This is a genomic window from Geomonas silvestris (assembly GCF_014193515.1).
In the GTDB taxonomy this organism is placed as follows: domain Bacteria; phylum Desulfobacterota; class Desulfuromonadia; order Geobacterales; family Geobacteraceae; genus Geomonas; species Geomonas silvestris.
In genome coordinates this window covers 39152-57140 of sequence record NZ_BLXX01000001.1, presented here as the reverse complement: position 1 = coordinate 57140, position 17989 = coordinate 39152, and the positions used below count along the sequence as shown (strand labels likewise).

Below are 17989 nucleotides of genomic sequence, written 5' to 3'. Positions count from 1 at the left end.
CCATGTCGAACCACCCGGAACAACGGAAGTTTGTACAGGAGAAGCTGAACCCGGGCGCCCTCGAGGCGGAGCTGCGCCGGGCGGTCGACGGCGAGGTCCGCTTTGATGCCGGGAGCCGGGCGCTCTACGCCACCGACGCCTCCAACTACCGCCAGATCCCGGTCGGCGTGGTGCTCCCGCGCAGCAAGGAGGCGGTGGTCAAGACCCTGGAGATCTGTAGGCGCCACGGAGCCCTGGTGGTTTCCCGCGGGGGGGGCACCGGGCTGTGCGGCCAGACCTGCAACGCCGCGGTGCTTATCGACCACTCGAAATACCTGAACCGGGTACTCGAAATCGACCCGCAGCAGAAGTTCGCCCGGGTGGAGCCGGGCACCATCCTCGACGACCTGCGCAACCAGGCCGAAGAGCACGAGCTCACCTTCGGCCCCGATCCCGCCACCCACAACCACAACACCCTCGGCGGTATGCTCGGCAACAACTCCTGCGGCGCGCACTCGGTCATGGCCGGCCGGACCGTCGACAACGTGCTGGAACTCGAGGTGGTCACCTACGACGGCGTCCGGATGACCGTGGGGCGCACCTCCGAGGACGAACTGGAGGCGATCGTCAAGGCGGGGGGGCGGCGCGGCGAGATCTACCAGGGGCTGCGCCAGATCCGCGACCGCTACGCCGACCTGGTCCGCTCCCGCTACCCACGCATCCCGCGCCGGGTCTCGGGGTACAACCTGGACGAACTTCTGCCGGAGAACGCCTTCAACGTCGCCGCCGCTCTGGTCGGCACCGAGTCCACCTGCGTGACCATCCTGGAGGCCAAGCTGCGCCTGGTGTACAGCCCGCCGGGGCGCAGCGTCCTCTTGCTCGGCTACCCGGACGTCTTTAGCGCGGCGGACCACGTCATGGACGTCCTCAAGTTCAAGCCGGTCGCCCTGGAAGGGATCGACGCGCTCCTGGTCAACTTCATAAGGACCAAGTCGCTGCACCTCGAGGACTTGAGCCTGCTTCCCGCCGGCCACGGTTGGCTCATCGCCGAGTTCGGCGGCAAGGACCGCCAGGAGTCCGACCTGGTGGCCCGGCGGGCCATGGAGGCGTTGCGCAAGCTCCCGGATCCCCCCTCGATGAAGCTCTACGACAGTCCGGACGAGGAGAAGCAGATCTGGGAACTGCGCGAGCAGGGGCTGGGCGCCACGGCCAACGTCCCCGGTCTCCCGCTGAGTTGGCCGGGGTGGGAGGACGCCGCGGTTGCTCCGGAGAAACTGGGCGGCTACCTGCGCGAGTTCAAGCACCTGCTCGAGGCCCACGGTCTGACCGCCGCCCTCTACGGCCACTTCGGGGACGGCTGCATCCATTGCCGCATCACCTTCGACCTGGTGACCCGGGAGGGGATCGACAACTTCAACCGGTTCCTCGACCAGGCTTCGGACCTGGTGGTGCGCTACGGCGGCTCCTTCTCGGCGGAGCACGGCGACGGGCAATCCAAAGCGATCTTCCTGGACAAGATGTACGGCGACGAGCTGATGCAGGCCATGCGCGAGTTCAAATCGCTGTGGGACCCGGAGTGGAAGATGAACCCGGGCAAGGTGATCGATCCCTACCTGCCGGACCAGAACCTGCGCCTGGGGACCGAGTACAACCCGTGGCAGGCCGAAAAAACCCACTTCCACTTCCCCGGCGATGCCGGAAGCTTCACCGCGGCCTCCTTGCGCTGCGTCGGGGTGGGGACCTGCCGGCGCACCCACGACGCCTTCATGTGCCCGAGCTTTCTGGCCAGCCGCGAGGAAAAGCACAGCACCCGCGGGCGGGCGCGGCTTATCTTCGAGATGTTTCGCGGCGACTTCCTGACGGACCGCTGGCGCAGCAAGGAGGTGCTGGAGGCCCTGGAGTACTGCCTCTCCTGCAAGGGGTGCAAGAAGGAGTGCCCGGTGAACGTGGACATGGCGACCTACAAGGCCGAGTTCCTGTCCCACTACTACGAGGGGCGCCTGCGCCCGCTGCCGGCCTACTCCATGGGGCTCTTCGGCATATGGGGGAACCTCGGCTCGCGGCTTCCGGGTCTGGCCAACTTCCTGTTCCAGACCCCGGGGGTGCGCGACCTGGTGAAGCTCATGGGGGGGATCGCGGCAGAGCGCGAGATGCCCCGCTTCGCGGCCGAGCCGTTCACCCGCTCCGCTGCCGGCAGGCAGGCGGCCGAGCTGAAGGATCCGACGGTCGTCCTGTACCCGGATGTCTTTAACGACTGCTTTTATCCGGGCTCCCTTAATGCGGCACTTGAGTCCTTGCAGCGGCTGGGATACCGGGTGGCCGTGCTGGCGCCGCGCCCACCGGCCGTGCGTCCCCCCATCGACTACGGGATGCTCGACTTCGCCAAAAAGCAGATCGCGAAGAGCGTCGACCTCTTGAGCCCCTTCGTGCGTCGCGGCGTCCCGGTCGTCTACTTGGAGCCGAGTGAGGTCGCGGTGTTCCGCGAGGAGCTTCCCAACCTGATGCCGCATCACCTGGATGGCGAGCGGGTGACCAAGCACAGCTTCCTGTTCAGCGAGTTCCTCATGAGGGAGGGACACCAGCCGCCCAGGCTTTCGGGTCATGTTGTCCTGCAAAGCCACTGTCACCAAAAGGCGGTCCTGAAAGGGGAGAGTGCCCATAAGCTGCTCACCACAATGGGGCTCCAGGTATCCGAGCCACAGACGGGGTGCTGCGGCATGGCAGGTTCCTTCGGGTTCGAAAAGCACAAGTACCGCATGTCGCAGGACATCGCCGAGGAGGCGCTCCTGCCGGCGGTGCGCAAGGCTGAGCCGGAGACCTACCTGGTCGCCGACGGCTTCAGCTGCCGCACGCAGATTGGCCAAGCGACCAACCGCCAGGTGCTGCACAGTGCCGAACTGGTGCGGCTGGCCTGGGACGGAAAGTGAACGTTACATCAGGCGGGGGAGGGCGCCCGCAGCGGGGGAGATCATGAGCGAGAGACTGCAGGGGAAGGTGGTCGTGGTAACGGGGGCGTCGGCGGGGGTAGGGCGGGCTACCGCCCGTGCCTTTGCCCGCGCGGGGGCGAGCGTGGCCCTTCTGGCACGCAACCAGGAGCGTCTGGACCAGGCGTGCGCCGGGCTCGAAGGGGCCGGGGTGCGCGCTTTGGGGATCGTGGTGGACGTCGCGGATGCGGAGCAGGTTGAGGCGGCCGCGGCGCGCGTCGAGGCGGAGCTTGGCCCGATAGAGGTCTGGGTGAACAACGCCATGGTCTCGGTGTTCTCTCCGGTCAAAGAGATGCAACACGAGGAGTACCGGAGGGTTACCGAGGTCACCTACCTCGGCGCCGTGTATGGCACCTGTGCCGCCCTGAAACGGATGCTGCCGCGTAACCGCGGGACGATCATCCAGGTGGGGTCGGCCCTGGCCGAGCGGAGCATTCCGCTCCAGTCGGCATACTGCGGTGCCAAACACGCCCTGAGGGGCTTTACCGATTCGCTGCGCTGCGAGCTGATCCACGACCGCTCCAAGGTGCACCTCACCATGGTACAGCTCCCCGCGCTCAACACCCCGCAGTTTGCCTGGGTGAAGTCGAGGCTCCCCAGGAAACCGCAGCCGGTGCCGCCCATTTTCCAGCCCGAGGTCGCAGCAGACGCCATCGTCTGGGCGGCACTGCACCGCCGGCGCGAGCTCTACGTAGGGTTTCCCACGGTACAGGCCATGTGGGGCAACAAGTTCATCGCCGGCTGGCTGGACCATTACCTCGCCCGGACCGGCTATGCCTCCCAGCAGACCGATGAACCTGAGGATCCCGGCCGCCCCGACAACCTCTGGCAGAGCGTCTCCGGCCCCTTTGGCGCCCATGGCAGCTTCGACTCCAGCGCCCATCCCGCCAGCTGCGAGGTCTGGATGGCGGAGCGCAAGTGGTGGGGCGCCGCACTGATCGGAGGCGGATTGGCCGCCGCCGCGCTTCTCTGCAGCCGTCGGCGGTGCTGCTGACCCGCTGCCGGGACGGTGTTCCGCTATCGACAGCGTCAGGAGAAAAGAGTTAGCATTAAATAAAACACATAATAACCCGGCGATATCCGATAGAGGCAGCCATGGCAAGCGCAGCGGTGAGTATCACGAAATACTTGAGGTTCTTCAGGAAACAGCGGTTGCACTCGGTGCTGGACTACGGTGCCGGCACCTTGCGCAACGCACGATATCTGGCCGAGGAGGGGTTCGAGGTGTACGCCGCCGACCTCCCGGCGCAGGTGGAGCGGATCATGGCGATGGCCGGGCGCAGACAACTGGCTGGTGTTTTGAACTGCGACGAGTTGGGAGCCAGCAGGCTCGGCGTCGACCTGGTCATCTCCAATTACGTGCTCAACATCATCTCCGACGGCAGCGAGAAGAGCAGCTATCTGAAGAACATCGTGTTGAACCTGCGTCCCCAGGGGTATTTGCTGGTCGAGGTGCGCTGCCGGAACCAGTCTCTGGAGTGCTGCCAGGGCACCTGCGCAGGCGGCCACAGATGCTCCGACTGCATCAAGACCTACAGCCATGGCGAACTGAACGACCTCCTGGCGCCCTACGGGTTCCGGCACGTTTGTCACTACTACCGCCGCCACTCGGTTGCGGTTCTCTATCAAGTCATGGGCCACTGAAATTCCCTCGGGACAAGGCAGGTTGCCCGGATCGAAGCTGGCCCGCTTCCTGGAATTACTCCATCCGTTCACGCTTTTGATTACCCTCCTTAAATCCCACCACGGCACCATACAAATCCACCCTGTTTTTGTTTGACCATTTCCGCGCTGCCGGGATGGACTTTCTGTGTCTCAACCTCAATCCGGGTCAGCTACTCGACAGCGAAAAGACATCAGAAACGCATGGAGAGTCTGCAGGGCCACCTCGCTTGCGGCACTCAAGAACCTGCGGCGAGCACCGATCCATGGAGGTTCAGGCGCCCCGTGATTCGCCTGTTTACCCTGATTGTCAGGAGATTTGAATACCCACGTTAGCTGCTGTGTTTACTTCGCTCAAATATATACAAGCAAAATGCTGTGACAATAAGAGATATTTTTCTTGACTAAACAGGTTGAGTTATTATATACGTCAGTCCCAGAACAAGTGGCGCACCAGGTGCGCATGTGAACACGCGAAAGGATCTCTCAATGAACGTAGTCCCCGTAGTCCCCGCAAACGCCTCGGCTCAGGATATTCTGAAAACCGGCGTGGCCGCAGCCGGCGGGCCCGTAAAACTCGCCTGCTCCTTCTCCCTGGAAGACGTCGCCATCATCGAACTGGTTAAGGAGTTGGGACTCGACGTCGGTGTCTTTGCCTTGGATACCGGGAGGCTGAACGAAGAAACCTACGAGGTCGCCGACGCCCTGACCGAGCGCTACCGGATCAAGATCGACTGGTACTTTCCCCGCCACGAGGCGGTGGAAAAGCTCGAGCGGGAAAAGGGGCTCTTCTCGTTTCGCGAGTCCCTGGAAAACCGCCACGAGTGCTGCCACATCCGCAAGGTGGAGCCCCTGGGGCGTGCGCTGAAGGATCTCAAGGGGTGGGTGACCGGCATGCGCCGGGAGCACGGCGTGACCCGCGGCGATCTGAAGGCGATCGAGATCGACCAGGTAAACGGCGGGATATTGAAGCTGAACCCCCTGCTTGACTGGTCCGAGGAACAGCTGCTCGCCTTCGCCAAGGAGCGCCGGCTGCCTCAGAACCGACTCCTTAAGGAAGGCTACCGCTCCATCGGTTGCGCCCCCTGTACCCGCGCGGTGCAGCCCGGCGAGGACGCCCGTTCGGGACGCTGGTGGTGGGAAAACCCGGAACACAAAGAGTGCGGCCTGCACAGAAGATAGCGGGCATCAGTTACTGCTCTTCTTCAGTATCCCGTCCGTGGCGCCGCCGCGTGACTGATCAAAACCTGGTGTCCCACTGGCAGTAACCCGCTTACGGCGTATACTGATCTATTCAACGGCACGATATAAACCTCCACCTTCTAAGAGAATCGAGACATGACCAGTAACCTGACCCACCTGCAGCAACTCGAAGCCGAAAGTATTCACATCATCCGTGAGGTGGTGGCCGAATTCGACAACCCGGTAATGCTCTACTCTATCGGCAAGGACTCCGCGGTCATGCTGCACCTGGCGCGCAAGGCCTTCTACCCGGCTCCGGCTCCCTTCCCGCTTTTGCACGTCGACACCACCTGGAAGTTCCGCGAGATGATCCAGTTCCGGGACCGGATGGTGCAGGAGTCGGGCTTCAAGCTCATCGTGCACGTCAACGAGGAGGGGGTCGCCCGCGGCGTTTCCCCCTTCACCCACGGTTCGGCGCTCTACACCGACGTGATGAAGACCGAGGGGTTGAAGCAGGCCCTGGACCGCTACAAGTTCGACGCGGCCTTCGGCGGCGCCCGCCGCGACGAGGAGAAGTCCCGCGCCAAGGAGCGCATCTTCTCCTTCCGGAGTGCAAACCACCGCTGGGACCCGAAAAACCAGCGCCCCGAACTCTGGAGCCTCTACAACACCCGGATCAAGCCCGGCGAGAGCATCCGCGTCTTCCCGCTCTCCAACTGGACCGAGCTCGACATCTGGCAGTACATCCACCTGGAGAATATCCCCATCGTGCCGCTCTACTACGCCGCCGTGCGCCCGGTGGTCGAGCGCGACGGCATGCTGATCATGGTGGACGACGACCGGCTGGAGCTGAAACCGGGCGAGGTGATCCAGCACAAGTCGGTGCGCTTCCGCACCCTCGGTTGCTACCCGCTCACCGGCGCGGTCGAGTCCGAGGCCGACACGCTGCCGCAGATCATCCAGGAGATGCTCCTGACCCGCACCTCCGAGCGCCAGGGGCGCCTCATCGACCACGACCAAGCGGGCTCCATGGAGAAGAAAAAACAGGAAGGGTACTTCTAATGGCACATCAATCCGAACTCATCGAGAAAGACATCCTCGCCTACCTGAAGAGCCAGGAAGAGAAGTCCCTGTTACGATTCATCACCTGCGGCAGCGTGGACGACGGCAAGAGCACCCTGATCGGGCGTCTTTTGTGGGACTCCAAGATGGTCTTCGAGGACCAACTGGCGGCCCTGGAGGCGGACAGCAAGAAGGTGGGGACCCAGGGGGGCGCCATCGACTACGCACTCCTATTGGATGGGCTGCAGGCCGAGCGCGAGCAGGGAATCACCATCGACGTCGCCTACCGGTTCTTCTCCACCGACCTGCGCAAGTTCATCGTGGCGGACACCCCGGGGCACGAGCAGTACACCCGCAACATGGTGACCGGTGCGAGCACCGCCAAAGTCGCCGTCATCCTGGTGGATGCCCGCAAGGGGCTCTTGACCCAGACCCGCCGGCACAGCTTCCTGGTCTCCCTGGTGGGGATCCGGCACATCGTCCTGGCCATCAACAAGATGGACCTCATCGACTACGACGCTGAGAAGTTCAAGCGCATCGAGGACGACTACCGCGAGTTCGCCGAGCCCTTGGGCTTCTCGTCCATCACCGCGCTCCCCATCTCGGCGTTAAACGGCGACAACATCATCGAGAAGAGCGCCAACACCCCCTGGTACACCGGGCCGACCCTGCTGCGCTTCCTGGAGACGGTACAGGTCGAGGACGACCGTGCGGAACAGCCCTTCCGGATGCCGGTGCAGTGGGTGAACCGCCCGAACCTCGATTTCCGCGGGTTCTGCGGCACCATCGCCGCCGGCATCGTGCATCCGGGTGACGAGGTCCGGGTCTCCTCCTCGGGGCTGGTGAGCCGGGTGGACCGGGTGGTCACCATGAACGGCGATCTCGACGAGGCCGTGGCCGGGCAGGCGGTGACCCTCACCCTCAAGGGCGAGATCGACATCAGTCGCGGCGACATGCTCACCGTGCCGGAGGCGGCGCCGCTCTTCACCCGTCACCCCGAGGCGCACCTGGTCTGGCTGCACGACGAACCGCTTCGCCCCGGGCAGCTCTACCTGGTGAAGAGCGCCACCGGCATCACCCCCGGCCGGGTGACCGACGTGCAGTACGCGGTCGACGTGAACACGCTGGAGCAGAAACAGGTGACCACCCTGGGGCTGAACGAGATCGGGCTGGCGCGCCTGGAGTTGGACCGTCCGGTGCCGTTTGATCCCTACCGCGAAAACCGCGACACCGGCAGCTTCATCCTCATCGACCGTTTCACCAACGCCACCGTGGCGGCCGGCATGGTATCCGAGGCCGTGGAGCTCGAGTCCCACAAGGCACTGCTTGCCGATCTGGAGCCGGAAAGCGGCAGTACCTGGACCCGACGCATCAGCCTGAGCGAACTGAGCGCCACGAGCCTCAATGTGGTCGATCTCACGGCGGAGTACGGCGCCTTCATCCTGGAAGCCCCGATAACGCTCCTTGCGCACCTGGAGAAGGGTAACCGGGTGCTCTTCCGGTTGCGCGACCTGGGGCAGTTGCCGGCGGTGGCGCTGCTCGCCTACGAGCACAACCTGGCCTTCGAGTTCGACCGTACCCTCGAGGGGATCAGCGTGCTGCTCTTCAAGCGCGGCAACCTTCCGCAGGACCGAGTTGAATCCGATACTGGCACCGGGATCTAGGGCGCAAGCGCGGGATACCGGCGGTTCCAGAACCGTCAATACTTAGAGGCAGAACCGGAAATCCCGGGCCATTCGTGGTCCGGGATTTTTTTGTACCACTGGGCGATTTGGGGGCGGCCAAGCTCCGGCTGGGGAGAGGTCTCGCGGGAGCGATGGTGGGGGATCACTCTGCGGCGTGCCCGACGCGCTTCGGGCAGCGCTGTTGGTTACTGCCCCGGGCGCGCTGCACCACGTGGCGGATGGCCTTAACCACTGCGTGGGCGTGGTCGCGCTGGGTGACCAGTGTCACGTGGTCGGCAGCAGGCACCACGAAGTGCACGCTGTCCGTGGAGAGCCCGGCGAGCTCTGCCTGCAGCTCGGGTTGGCCGGCCAGGACATCCTTTCCCGCCGTCACCACCGCCAAGGGGAGAGCGTCGAGCGCCTTGGTCTGGCGCACCTCGCCGCACATGGTGTCCCAGGCCAGCGATTCGTCCCGGGTGGTTTTCAGATGCTCGTAGGAGGCGAGAAAGGCGTCCGATTCCGCGGCCTGGCGCTCGGGCAACCCCTGTGACCAGGCGTTGAAAAGTCCGGTGAGCCGTACGTAGCCGGTGCGGGCCAGCAGCGGTACCGCTTTCAGGAAACGGAAGCCGGTGGACATGTGTTCCGCGATGGCCGCCGAGCGCAGGTGCTGGTCCGGGTGCACGGCGTCTACCAGCACGAGGCCCGCCACCTCCTGCGGGTAGAGATGGGCGAAGACCCGGATCAGCAAGCCACCCATGGAGTGCCCCACCAGGACAAAGGGAGGCGCTGCCCCGCAGGCCGACAAGAGACCGCGCAACCTGCGCGCTGCCGATCGAGCCGATTTGGCTCCCGCGACGGGGGCGCTCCAGCCCAGGCCGGCCCGGTCGTAGGAGACGACTCTGGTGTACTGGGCGGTTTCCGGTTGGATCCAGGCCCATGCCGAGGACATGCCGCCGAGCCCGGTCTCCAGCACCACGGTCGGGCCTCCGGCACCTGCAGCGCGCAGGTGCATGCCCGCCCCCTCCACCTGGAACAGTTGCCCGGGCGCTGGAAACCGGCGCCGGTCTAGCGTCGAGGCGATGGCCTGGTACAGGCTGCCGACCCCTAAAAGGCAGGGGAGGGCGGCGCTGATAAGCCTCGACTTCTGGAGTACCCCAGGCGAAAAGCGCGGGTCTGCGCAGTACTGGTAATGGTTTGTCGCGAGTGCACCGCGGAGCGATTTCGTCATGCCAAGCTCCCTTTGTGCCTGAGCCGGTTGGTGATTGGTCTTGCGCCGCCATCCTCGTGTTCGCGGGGACGTGCGGTACCGGGAAAAAACGATCTTTATAGTACCTACTGCTCCACCCCATAGCAACGGTTGTAACTCATTTGTTACACAACTGTTGCAAACCAAATCCCTCACAGTTCTGACGGGTTAGCTGTCTAAACCTCCACGTCGTCCGGCGCGATCATCCCTCCCGGCCAAGTGCTGGAATGCTCAAAGTTTGCACCGCTGTTCAAGCTCTGGTCAGGGTCGCAGAACTGTAAACAATTCTGTTCTATGTTCAATCAATAGGATAGTAAACATTGTATCTGGTAAAGTAATTGCTGTTAAAAGTACACAATAGCTTGTCACCTGGCCTTTTAAATGAACCAGGTGAGGCGACAAACACATCGTAGGGGCAGATAATCTGCCCCTATTGTCGTTTTGAAGGCAAGAAGATACACAAATGTAGCACAGCCGTAACATTAAGGTTGCATAGTTGCCCGAAAAAGACGCCAAAAATCGATGGGGGGAACGAAGATGAGAAAGTGGTATGTGTCCCTGACGTTGGGGAGAAAGATCCTCGCCGGGTTTCTGCTGGTAGCCTGCCTTTCGGGGCTCAGCGGGCTTTTGGGTTCCGGCAGCATCTGGGAGGTGAGCCGGCGCGGCGAGCTCATGTACACCGCGAACCTCGTTCCGGTGAGCGATCTCACCGAGGTGGTCAAGGGGTATCAGATGGCGCTCAACCTGCTGCGCGACATCGTGATCGACAAGTCGCCCCAAGAGCAGAAGGAGCATCTGGAAAAGCTGCTGCAGAGCGAGCAGGCCATGGCCAAGGGGCTCAACGCCTTCTTTGCCGCACAGCGCTCCGGGGAGGCTCTGGCGCTTAGAAAGGGGATCGACGAGGACCTGAAGCTCTTCGATTTTTTCAGGGACAAGATCGTCGACCTCTCCGGCACCGACCGGCGCGACGAGGCGGTGAACATCCTGCGCAGCCAGGCTGCCGACGTTACCGAACGGCTCGATGCGAGCATCGCCAAACTGGTTTCCCTCAACAAGCTGCAGGCGCGCAAGCGCTACGGCGACAACCTGCTGGCAGCACGCTCCGCACTCGGGGTGAGCTTTGCCTGTCTCGCCCTGGGTGTCGCGGCGGCCCTTGGCATAGGAATCTTCCTCTCCCGCAGCCTGACCCGTCCGTTGCGTGCCATCAGCGAGCGGGTCTCCGCCATCGCGGAAGGTGACCTCACCGCCCGGGTCGGTCTGGACGCGGGTGCCGAGGGGGGCAACGAATTGGCGACCCTCGCCCGGCATGTGGATCGGATGGCGGATACCCTGCACGAGGTACTGACCCGTTTGGCCGAGCAGGCCGGAAAGCTTTCGAGCTCATCCTGCGAGCTCAACGGGACCTCGGACTACCTGGCGCGCCAGGCGGAACTCACCGCCCAGGAGGTGACCACCGTTGCCGGTTCCTCGGAGGAGATGCACCAGACCGCGAGCGAGATTGCCCGCAACTGCGGCACCGCCGCCGACAACGTCGGCGCAGCCAATGCGGCCCTCGTCCAGGGGCGCGAGGTCATGGACCAGACGCTTTCGGCGATGCGCGGCATCGGCCGTCAGGCGCGGGACACGGCCGGCGTCATGGCCCGTCTCGGGGAGTGCTCTGAACAGATCGGGGCGATCACCCAGACCATCGACGACATCGCCGATCAAACGAACCTCTTGGCACTCAATGCCGCGATCGAGGCAGCCCGGGCAGGCGAGCACGGGCGCGGCTTTGCGGTGGTGGCGGACGAAGTGCGCGCCCTGGCGGCCCGGACCTCGGTGGCGACCAAGGAGATCTCCGCGACCATCCGCTCCATCCAGGGTGAGACGCGGCACGCCATCGACGCGATGGACTCGGGTGTGGCCGAGGCGGACCTGGGGGTCGCCAAGGCGGTGCTGACCGGCGAGGTCCTGGCGACCATCGCCGCCACCATCGAGGCCATCTTGTCCGAGGTGAGTCACATAGCGATTGCCGCCGAGGAGCAGAGCGCCACGGTGGGTGGTATAGCCGAAAACATCCAACAGGTGACCCAGAACGTGAACGCGAGCACCCAGTCGAGCCAGGAAGTGGCCGCTGCCGCCGCCGGGATGCACGAGATGGCCGACGCGCTGAACCGGATCGTGAGCGGCTTCGTCCTGAAGCGTGCCGCGCATAGCGAGGCGCCGGCCGCCAGCGCGCCGGCCGAGGCTGTGTCTGGCCGAGCGCTTCGTGGCCGCTGAAGTTTTCCAAAATTTGCCGCCGTTGCCACAAGTCCGTAACTCTCATGAGGGATACTGCCGTAAAAACAGAGGAGAGTTATATGTACAGGTCGGTCCTCCCCTTCGTCAGAAAGACTCTGGTTGGAAACCCCGCACTGCTTGGTGCCGCCACGGTGGCCACCGGCTTCATGAGGCAGTTGTCCATCAAGCCGTTCACCCCGAAACTAAGAAGGCGCGAGTTCCAGCTCAAGGACCGGGTCGATACCCTGCACGGCTGCCGGGCCCAAATCTACAAGGAGAAGGGGAGCGGGTCGATTCCCACTGTCGTGGTCGGGGGCTTCGTGCCGGACGCCACCGAGCAGGTGGAGTTCCAGCGCTCGCTGTTTCGCGAGTACGGCAGCATCTACTACCTCAACTACCCCAGGAACGGCTTTTCCTGCGAGATGTTCTTCGCCCAACTCGGGGACCTCATCGAGCACCTCAACAACCGGGATCAGCGCCCGGTCCTCTTCGGGGTGAGCTTCGGCTGCGGCCTCTTGACCAGGTTTCTCCAGGAGAGCGAGGAGACCCAGGCCTTCCGCATCCGCGGTGTGGTTATGGCGAGCCCGGTACTTTGTACCGACGACCTGATCCGCCCGGAGGAGGACAAGGAGGGCGGGGTGCGCATGCTGGAGAGCAACCTGCGCCGCATCCTTAAGGCGGGGAGCGACGGTGGGGAGTTGCTGGCGCGCCAGATCGAGCGGGCCCGGCGCTGTTTTCAGGCGCTTTTCGAAGCGGGGGCGCAGAACCGGGTGCTCTCCACCCGTCACCTCTCCATCAGGAAGAAGATCATGCAGGTCATCGAGACCACCCCTGCTACCGGCGGTTACCAGCGGGTGCTCGCCTTGAAGCAGTTCGTCCGCCCCGACGGCCGGCGTCCCATCTTCACCGGACCCGCGCTCGCTCTTTTGGCCGAGGACGAGGAGAACCTGCTGGTGCCCACCTCGCCGACCTTGAACCTTTTGCAGCACCCGGAGCGTAAGAAGGCGCTCTTCCCGCGCGGCCTTTTGTGCCAGGTGAGCTCCCGCACCCCGGGTGACGCCGTGGCCCACGCCTCGCTCATCTTCCACCACCACTGCTATAACCCACTGATCCGGGTCTGGTACGACAGGCTCCAGGCTCCGATGCTCCTTGCGGCGGTATGATGAAGACTTCCCTGCGCCACGCCGCATATCCCTTCCTGGACCCCCTGCTGAAGGGCGGCTCCCTCCTGCAGGCGTCCCGCTTCGCCGCCCGGGATCCCCTGCAGGAGCAGCGCCGGATCTTCTCCTGGCTGCTTGAACGCGGCGCCCGGACCCGTTTCGGCGCCGACTACGGGTTCGCCGAGCTGGCCCGGCTCCCCTTTGCCCAGGCCTACCGGCGCTACCAGGGCAAGGTCGCCATCCGGACCTACGACGACTTCTGGCGCGACTACTTCAGCCGCGGCGCGCGGGAAGGGGAGCGCGGCCTCACCCTGAACCTCGAGAACCTCACCTGGCCGGGCCGGATCCCCTTTTTCTGCGAGACCTCCGGGACCACCGCCCCCAGCAAGTTCATCCCGTTCTCCCGGGAGATGTTCGCCGCCAACCGGCTGGCCGCGCTGGATCTCACCTCCTGCTACCTGAAGGGAAACCGCAAAAGCCGTCTCTTTCAGGGGCGGCTTCTCTACATGGCCGGGAGCACCGAGCTCAACGAACTCGGTCCCGGGGTGCTGAGCGGGGACATGAGCGCCATCACCCTGCGCTACCGCCCCCGTTTCCTGGATCCCTTCATCGCCCCCGACGAGACGACCGCTGCGCTCCCCTGGGAGGAGAAGCTGGAGGCGCTGGCCCGGCTGCTCCTGAAGGATCCCTGCATCCGCGGCATCTCCGGAGTTCCCCCCTGGATCATCCTGCTCTTAAAGCGGGTCGCCGAACTGGGGCAGGACTCCCCGGAGCGGCTCTTGCCCAACCTGGAACTGGTGATCCACGGCGGCACCAGCATGAAGCCCTACGCACGAGAGTTCAGCGAACTCTTCCCGGAACGCGCCCCCAACTTCCTGGAACTCTTGCCGTCCTCAGAGGCATTCATGGGGTTCCAGGTGCACGGCGAACCCCAGATGCGGCTTACCCCCTACTACGGGGTTTTCTTCGAGTTCCTCCCCTGCGAGGATCTGGACGAGCGGGGGCGTCCCCGGCCCGACGGCAGCTGCGTGCCGCTGGAAGGGATCGAGCCCGGTCGGCGCTACGCTCTCATCCTTTCCACCTGCGCGGGGCTTTGGCGCTACCACATCGGCGACACCATACGCTTCACCGAACGCGGCCCGCTCTTCTTCGAATTCACCGGGCGCGATAAATTTCTGGACCGGTTCGAGGAGAAGGTAACTCAAGGAGAGGTCGAGGAGGCGGTGGCGCGTCTGAACCGTTTGCCCGGGGTCGAGGTGCGCGAATTCATGGTGGGGCCGCAGATTGCCCCGCGCAGGCACCTGTGGGTACTGGCGCTTTCCGACGGGGGGGGGGTGGCGCCCGGAGTCCTGGCGGAGCGTCTGGATCTGGCGCTTGCCGAGCAGAACGCGGACTACCGTACCTTCCGGTCCCAGGGGAGGATCACCTCTCCTTCAGTACTGGTGCTCAAGGAGGATGATATCTACCGCTGGTCCAAGGAGGTGCGGGGGAAGCTCGGCGGGCAGAGTAAGATCCCGCACCTGGATCCGACCCTCGAGGGAGAACTGGTGGAGAGCCTCGCCCGGTTTGCCGCCTCTTCCTGAGCAAGTTTCACCATTTCTTGTCGCGGCTGTAACAGGATCTTCATAATTTGAGGCCTATACTCCCGAAAAACAAACACCACAGGAGGGCAACATGTTCCAATCCTTAAGAAGAGTTGCGGTCGCCTTGGCGCTGGTATCGCTCTGCGCCGCCGGTACGGCATCGGCCGAAACCCTGATCAACGGTGCCGGGGCGACGTTCCCGTACCCGCTCTACTCGAAATGGTTCAGCGAGTACGCCAAGGTCGATTCCGGCGTCAAATTCAACTACCAGTCGATCGGCTCCGGCGGCGGGATCAAGCAGATCACCGCGCAGACCGTGGACTTCGGCGCCTCCGACAAATTTCTCTCCGACGAGGAGCTGAAAGCCGCCCCTGGCAAACTGGTCCACATCCCGACCGTGATGGGCGCCGTCGTGGTGACCTACAACCTGCCGGGCATCCCCAGCGGCCTCAAGCTCAACTCCGAGGACGTGGCCAACATCTTCCTGGGGAAGATCACCATGTGGAACGATCCCAAAATCGCCGACGACAACCCGGGTGTGAAGCTGCCGGCCAAGCCGATCATCGTGGTGCACCGCTCGGACGGGTCCGGGACCACCAGCATCTTCACCGACTACCTCTCCAGCGTGAACCAGGAGTGGTCGCACAAGGTCGGCAAGGGGACTTCGGTCAAGTGGCCGGCCGGTTTGGGTGGCAAGGGTAACGAGGGTGTTGCCGGCCAGGTGAAGACCACCCCCTATGCCCTGGGTTACGTGGAACTTGCCTACGCCTTTGAAAACAAGCTCCCCTACGCCTCGCTCAAGAACAAGTCCGGGCACTTCGTGGAGCCCTCCATCCACTCGACCTCGGCTGCCGCAGCTGGCGCGGTCAAGCACATGCCGGCCGACTACCGCATCTCCCTGGTGAACCAGCCCGGCAAGGACGCCTACCCGATCGTCGGCTTCACCTGGCTTCTGGTCTACGAGCACGCCAAGGATCCCGCCAAAGGGAAAAAGCTGGTCGAGTTCCTGAACTGGAGCCTGCACAAGGGGCAGAAGATGGCCGCACCGATGCTCTATGCGCCGCTTCCGGAGAACGTGATGAAGATGGTGGAAAAGACCATCAAGACCCTCAAGTAGAGGTTAAGGATCCCGGTTGGCATAAGGGCCTGGAGGCTACAGCTTCCCAGGCCCTTTTTGCCGTCGCTCTCCAACCTACGTGACGCTCGCATGGCCGCGCTTCGGCCTGCTGTGCCGGTTGAAGCTGGAGGCTCCAGCGGCTTCGCTTCGGCTGCCAAAAATCTGGCGTTACCGGTGATTATTTCTTGTGCAGATTGCTGGAGCCTTGGAGTTTACTGACATTGGGGAGAGTATTGCACAGGAATTTGTTAGTTTTCCACAGACGCAGTGGAAATCTCCACAGTCACTTAATGGGGCCTGGCTGACACAAGAGGTGGTGGATAACTGACTATTTTGCTGATTGTTCGAAAAAATTAGTAAAATACAATGTTGGCAGTTATGGTACATCTATCAGAATTCATAACAACTTTTGTAGCAAGAAGCAGAAAAGCTCCGCGCCGGTTTCGTTATGACAGTAGTCGCTGGTGAGTGCGAACAAGGACTTCCCTCCTGCTCAAGATGTCGACAACCAAATAACATCTGCAGCGTCCCCTCACGCATATAAAAGAGCCGCTCTCCTGCGGTGGGGAGGGCGGCCCGATCTATCCTGAGAGCCTGGCGCTATGCTTTTGAACCGTCTGGCTTCCTGCCGGGAAGCTACTTCACCGCCTTGCGCACCGTTTTGCGGGCCCGCTTGAGGGTCTTGCGCACCTTTTTCAAGCTGGCGTCCTCAGCGAGTCCGCCGACCCGTTTCTGCACCTTGTCGAGCGCCTTGCCCGCCCGCTTGCCCCCTTTTTTTCCGGATAGGTTGAGCCTGTCCAGGGTGTCTTCGATGGAAACCAGGTCGCAGGTGAGTTTCTTGCCGTGTTTGCCGGTAAGTTCTGCACCGAAGCGGTCCCGGGTCGCCTGGGCCAGGGCCTGCACCTGCAGCTTTACCTCGCCGAGGCGCTCGAGCAGCGCGTCGATGGCAGCCTGGCGGTCCGCTCCGGCTCCTTGCGCCAGCTCTTTTGCCTGGGCCTGAAGGGACGGGATGTTTCTGGCGTTGAGCCCCTTTATCTTTCTCAGCTGTTGTTCATCGGCTTCGGCTATCTTGCTGAAGCCGTCCAGCCCTGCCTCCTTAAGGCGCTCCACCAGGATGCTTCCTACTCCCTTCAGTTGCTGTAAGTCCGCTGCGGTCTGTTCCATTTCAGTCAAACCTCCCTGGTTGCTGTGTCGGCTTGCACACACGTGGTGCCGACTGTTTTAAGGTTGCCAGATTACTCTCTGCTTGTTGGTTCCGGAAGCGCTATGACAGTGCTTGGCAGGGTAACTGACAGTAGTCACTGTAGCTAAGCAGGAATTTAATGCAAGTCATTCCTTAGTCGTCAATGAAAGTTCACACAACTGTAACAAATGGACCGCTGTATAAAGGAGAACGGAGTACGGGCGTGGCGGATCGGTTACCAAAGGGTGAGTTGGCGGGTTTTGGGAGGAAGGCTCGGTAAGACGCTGAGATCCGAGTTCTGTGCTGTGGGGGCGGGTCTATGCTGCGGGAAAGGAGCTCGCTCCCGGGCGCCGGGGCGCTCGGGACTGGAGGCGGGGCAGGGCGGCAAGCGGAAGAACAGCCCTCTCACGCGGGGGCTTTTTCTTCCGCTGGTTCCGTCCGGCTGCTGCTACGCATTCAGATACCGCGGTAGAATTCCCCGCAGCTGTAGATCCCCTGGCTGCCGTTGAGGTCCATGGCGAGGCAGCCGGTTACCAGTTCACCGTTTACCGTCCACCCTTCTTCCTCTGCGTCGGTGACCACGAGGTTGTCGGCGTCCAGCCACTCGCCGGTGATGCTGGCGGAGTAGGTCTTCACCGCAGCCTGGTGCTTGTTATGCCAGATGGTGACGGTGCCGGCGCACCCCAGCGAGGAGTTGTTGAAGAAGACCACGCTCAGGGTGTCGCCAACATCGATCATCGCGTGCTGCTCGCTCGCGGTAACTCCCTGGATCTCTCTCAGGTTGTCCTCGGAAACGATGGTGTGGGAGATCACATCTACCTGTGCATTAGGGAGCGTCGGCCAACTGGGATTTCGTGTGCTCATGAGGTTTCTCCTTTTTTGGGGAAGACAATTCAGTACAGCGCTGC

General features: G+C 63.1%; 13 protein-coding genes. 10 read left to right on the top strand and 3 right to left on the bottom strand.

The genetic code is table 11. From position 1 onward, the window contains the following. Positions 1-2: 2 nt before the first annotated feature. The 6 genes from GMST_RS00220 (at position 3) to cysN (ending at position 8533) form a co-directional block, all read left to right on the top strand. Positions 3-2906 carry an FAD-binding and (Fe-S)-binding domain-containing protein gene (locus GMST_RS00220; RefSeq protein WP_183352492.1) on the top strand — a complete coding sequence of 968 codons (2904 nt, stop codon included), beginning with the start codon at positions 3-5 and terminating at the stop codon, positions 2904-2906. A gap of 43 nt (positions 2907-2949) precedes the next feature. Further along, complete coding sequence (locus GMST_RS00215; protein WP_183352490.1) at positions 2950-3957, top strand: SDR family oxidoreductase; 1008 nt, start codon at positions 2950-2952, stop codon at positions 3955-3957. Positions 3958-4058: 101 nt separating this feature from the next. Further along, entirely contained in the window at positions 4059-4607 is a 549-nt protein-coding gene (locus tag GMST_RS00210; RefSeq protein WP_183352488.1) for a class I SAM-dependent methyltransferase, read from the top strand. 507 nt (positions 4608-5114) lie between these two features. Then, a complete protein-coding gene (locus GMST_RS00205; RefSeq protein WP_183352487.1) occupies positions 5115-5807 on the top strand; it encodes a phosphoadenylyl-sulfate reductase in 693 nt (230 codons plus the stop codon). Positions 5808-5963: 156 nt separating this feature from the next. Next, the gene (gene cysD / locus GMST_RS00200) at positions 5964-6869 is read left to right on the top strand and encodes a sulfate adenylyltransferase subunit CysD (RefSeq protein WP_183352485.1); all 906 of its coding nucleotides are present in this window, start codon (positions 5964-5966) and stop codon (positions 6867-6869) included. After that, positions 6869-8533 carry a sulfate adenylyltransferase subunit CysN gene (gene cysN, locus GMST_RS00195; protein ID WP_183352482.1) on the top strand — a complete coding sequence of 555 codons (1665 nt, stop codon included), beginning with the start codon at positions 6869-6871 and terminating at the stop codon, positions 8531-8533. Before cysD ends, cysN begins: the two co-directional genes overlap by 1 nt. A gap of 163 nt (positions 8534-8696) precedes the next feature. On the opposite strand, the gene GMST_RS00190 is transcribed toward cysN, so the two are convergent. After that, complete coding sequence (locus tag GMST_RS00190) at positions 8697-9761, bottom strand: alpha/beta fold hydrolase (protein ID WP_183352480.1); 1065 nt, start codon at positions 9759-9761, stop codon at positions 8697-8699. Positions 9762-10316: 555 nt separating this feature from the next. Between GMST_RS00190 and GMST_RS00185 the strand changes: the two genes are divergently transcribed. From GMST_RS00185 to pstS, 4 genes are all read left to right on the top strand, one after another. Next, entirely contained in the window at positions 10317-12038 is a 1722-nt protein-coding gene (locus GMST_RS00185) for a methyl-accepting chemotaxis protein (RefSeq protein WP_183352478.1), read from the top strand. Between the two features lie 80 nt (positions 12039-12118). Further along, positions 12119-13201, top strand: coding sequence for an alpha/beta fold hydrolase (locus tag GMST_RS00180; protein WP_183352476.1), 1083 nt, complete (start codon positions 12119-12121; stop codon positions 13199-13201). After that, positions 13201-14781 (top strand): GH3 family acyl-acid amido synthetase, encoded by a 1581-nt coding sequence (locus tag GMST_RS00175; RefSeq protein WP_183352474.1) that lies wholly within the window; start codon positions 13201-13203, stop codon positions 14779-14781. The genes GMST_RS00180 and GMST_RS00175 overlap by 1 nt, the downstream gene beginning before the upstream one ends. Before the next feature lie 91 nt (positions 14782-14872). Beyond that, complete coding sequence (pstS, locus tag GMST_RS00170; RefSeq protein ID WP_183352472.1) at positions 14873-15898, top strand: phosphate ABC transporter substrate-binding protein PstS; 1026 nt, start codon at positions 14873-14875, stop codon at positions 15896-15898. Positions 15899-16534: 636 nt separating this feature from the next. On the opposite strand, the gene GMST_RS00165 is transcribed toward pstS, so the two are convergent. Continuing rightward, entirely contained in the window at positions 16535-17062 is a 528-nt protein-coding gene (locus GMST_RS00165; protein ID WP_183352470.1) for a helix-hairpin-helix domain-containing protein, read from the bottom strand. Between the two features lie 475 nt (positions 17063-17537). Then, positions 17538-17945 (bottom strand): hypothetical protein, encoded by a 408-nt coding sequence (locus GMST_RS00160; RefSeq protein ID WP_183352468.1) that lies wholly within the window; start codon positions 17943-17945, stop codon positions 17538-17540. Positions 17946-17989: the final 44 nt, after the last annotated feature.

What these genes read in the sequence shown, in the direction of transcription:
- GMST_RS00220 (WP_183352492.1), top strand. Translation starts at nt 3, where the DNA reads ATGTCGAACCACCCGGAACAACGGAAGTTTGTACAGGAGAAGCTGAAC.
- GMST_RS00215 (WP_183352490.1), top strand. Translation starts at nt 2,950, where the DNA reads ATGAGCGAGAGACTGCAGGGGAAGGTGGTCGTGGTAACGGGGGCGTCG.
- GMST_RS00210 (WP_183352488.1), top strand. Translation starts at nt 4,059, where the DNA reads ATGGCAAGCGCAGCGGTGAGTATCACGAAATACTTGAGGTTCTTCAGG.
- GMST_RS00205 (WP_183352487.1), top strand. Translation starts at nt 5,115, where the DNA reads ATGAACGTAGTCCCCGTAGTCCCCGCAAACGCCTCGGCTCAGGATATT.
- cysD (WP_183352485.1), top strand. Translation starts at nt 5,964, where the DNA reads ATGACCAGTAACCTGACCCACCTGCAGCAACTCGAAGCCGAAAGTATT.
- cysN (WP_183352482.1), top strand. Translation starts at nt 6,869, where the DNA reads ATGGCACATCAATCCGAACTCATCGAGAAAGACATCCTCGCCTACCTG.
- GMST_RS00190 (WP_183352480.1), bottom strand. Translation starts at nt 9,761, where the DNA reads ATGACGAAATCGCTCCGCGGTGCACTCGCGACAAACCATTACCAGTAC.
- GMST_RS00185 (WP_183352478.1), top strand. Translation starts at nt 10,317, where the DNA reads ATGAGAAAGTGGTATGTGTCCCTGACGTTGGGGAGAAAGATCCTCGCC.
- GMST_RS00180 (WP_183352476.1), top strand. Translation starts at nt 12,119, where the DNA reads ATGTACAGGTCGGTCCTCCCCTTCGTCAGAAAGACTCTGGTTGGAAAC.
- GMST_RS00175 (WP_183352474.1), top strand. Translation starts at nt 13,201, where the DNA reads ATGAAGACTTCCCTGCGCCACGCCGCATATCCCTTCCTGGACCCCCTG.
- pstS (WP_183352472.1), top strand. Translation starts at nt 14,873, where the DNA reads ATGTTCCAATCCTTAAGAAGAGTTGCGGTCGCCTTGGCGCTGGTATCG.
- GMST_RS00165 (WP_183352470.1), bottom strand. Translation starts at nt 17,062, where the DNA reads ATGGAACAGACCGCAGCGGACTTACAGCAACTGAAGGGAGTAGGAAGC.
- GMST_RS00160 (WP_183352468.1), bottom strand. Translation starts at nt 17,945, where the DNA reads ATGAGCACACGAAATCCCAGTTGGCCGACGCTCCCTAATGCACAGGTA.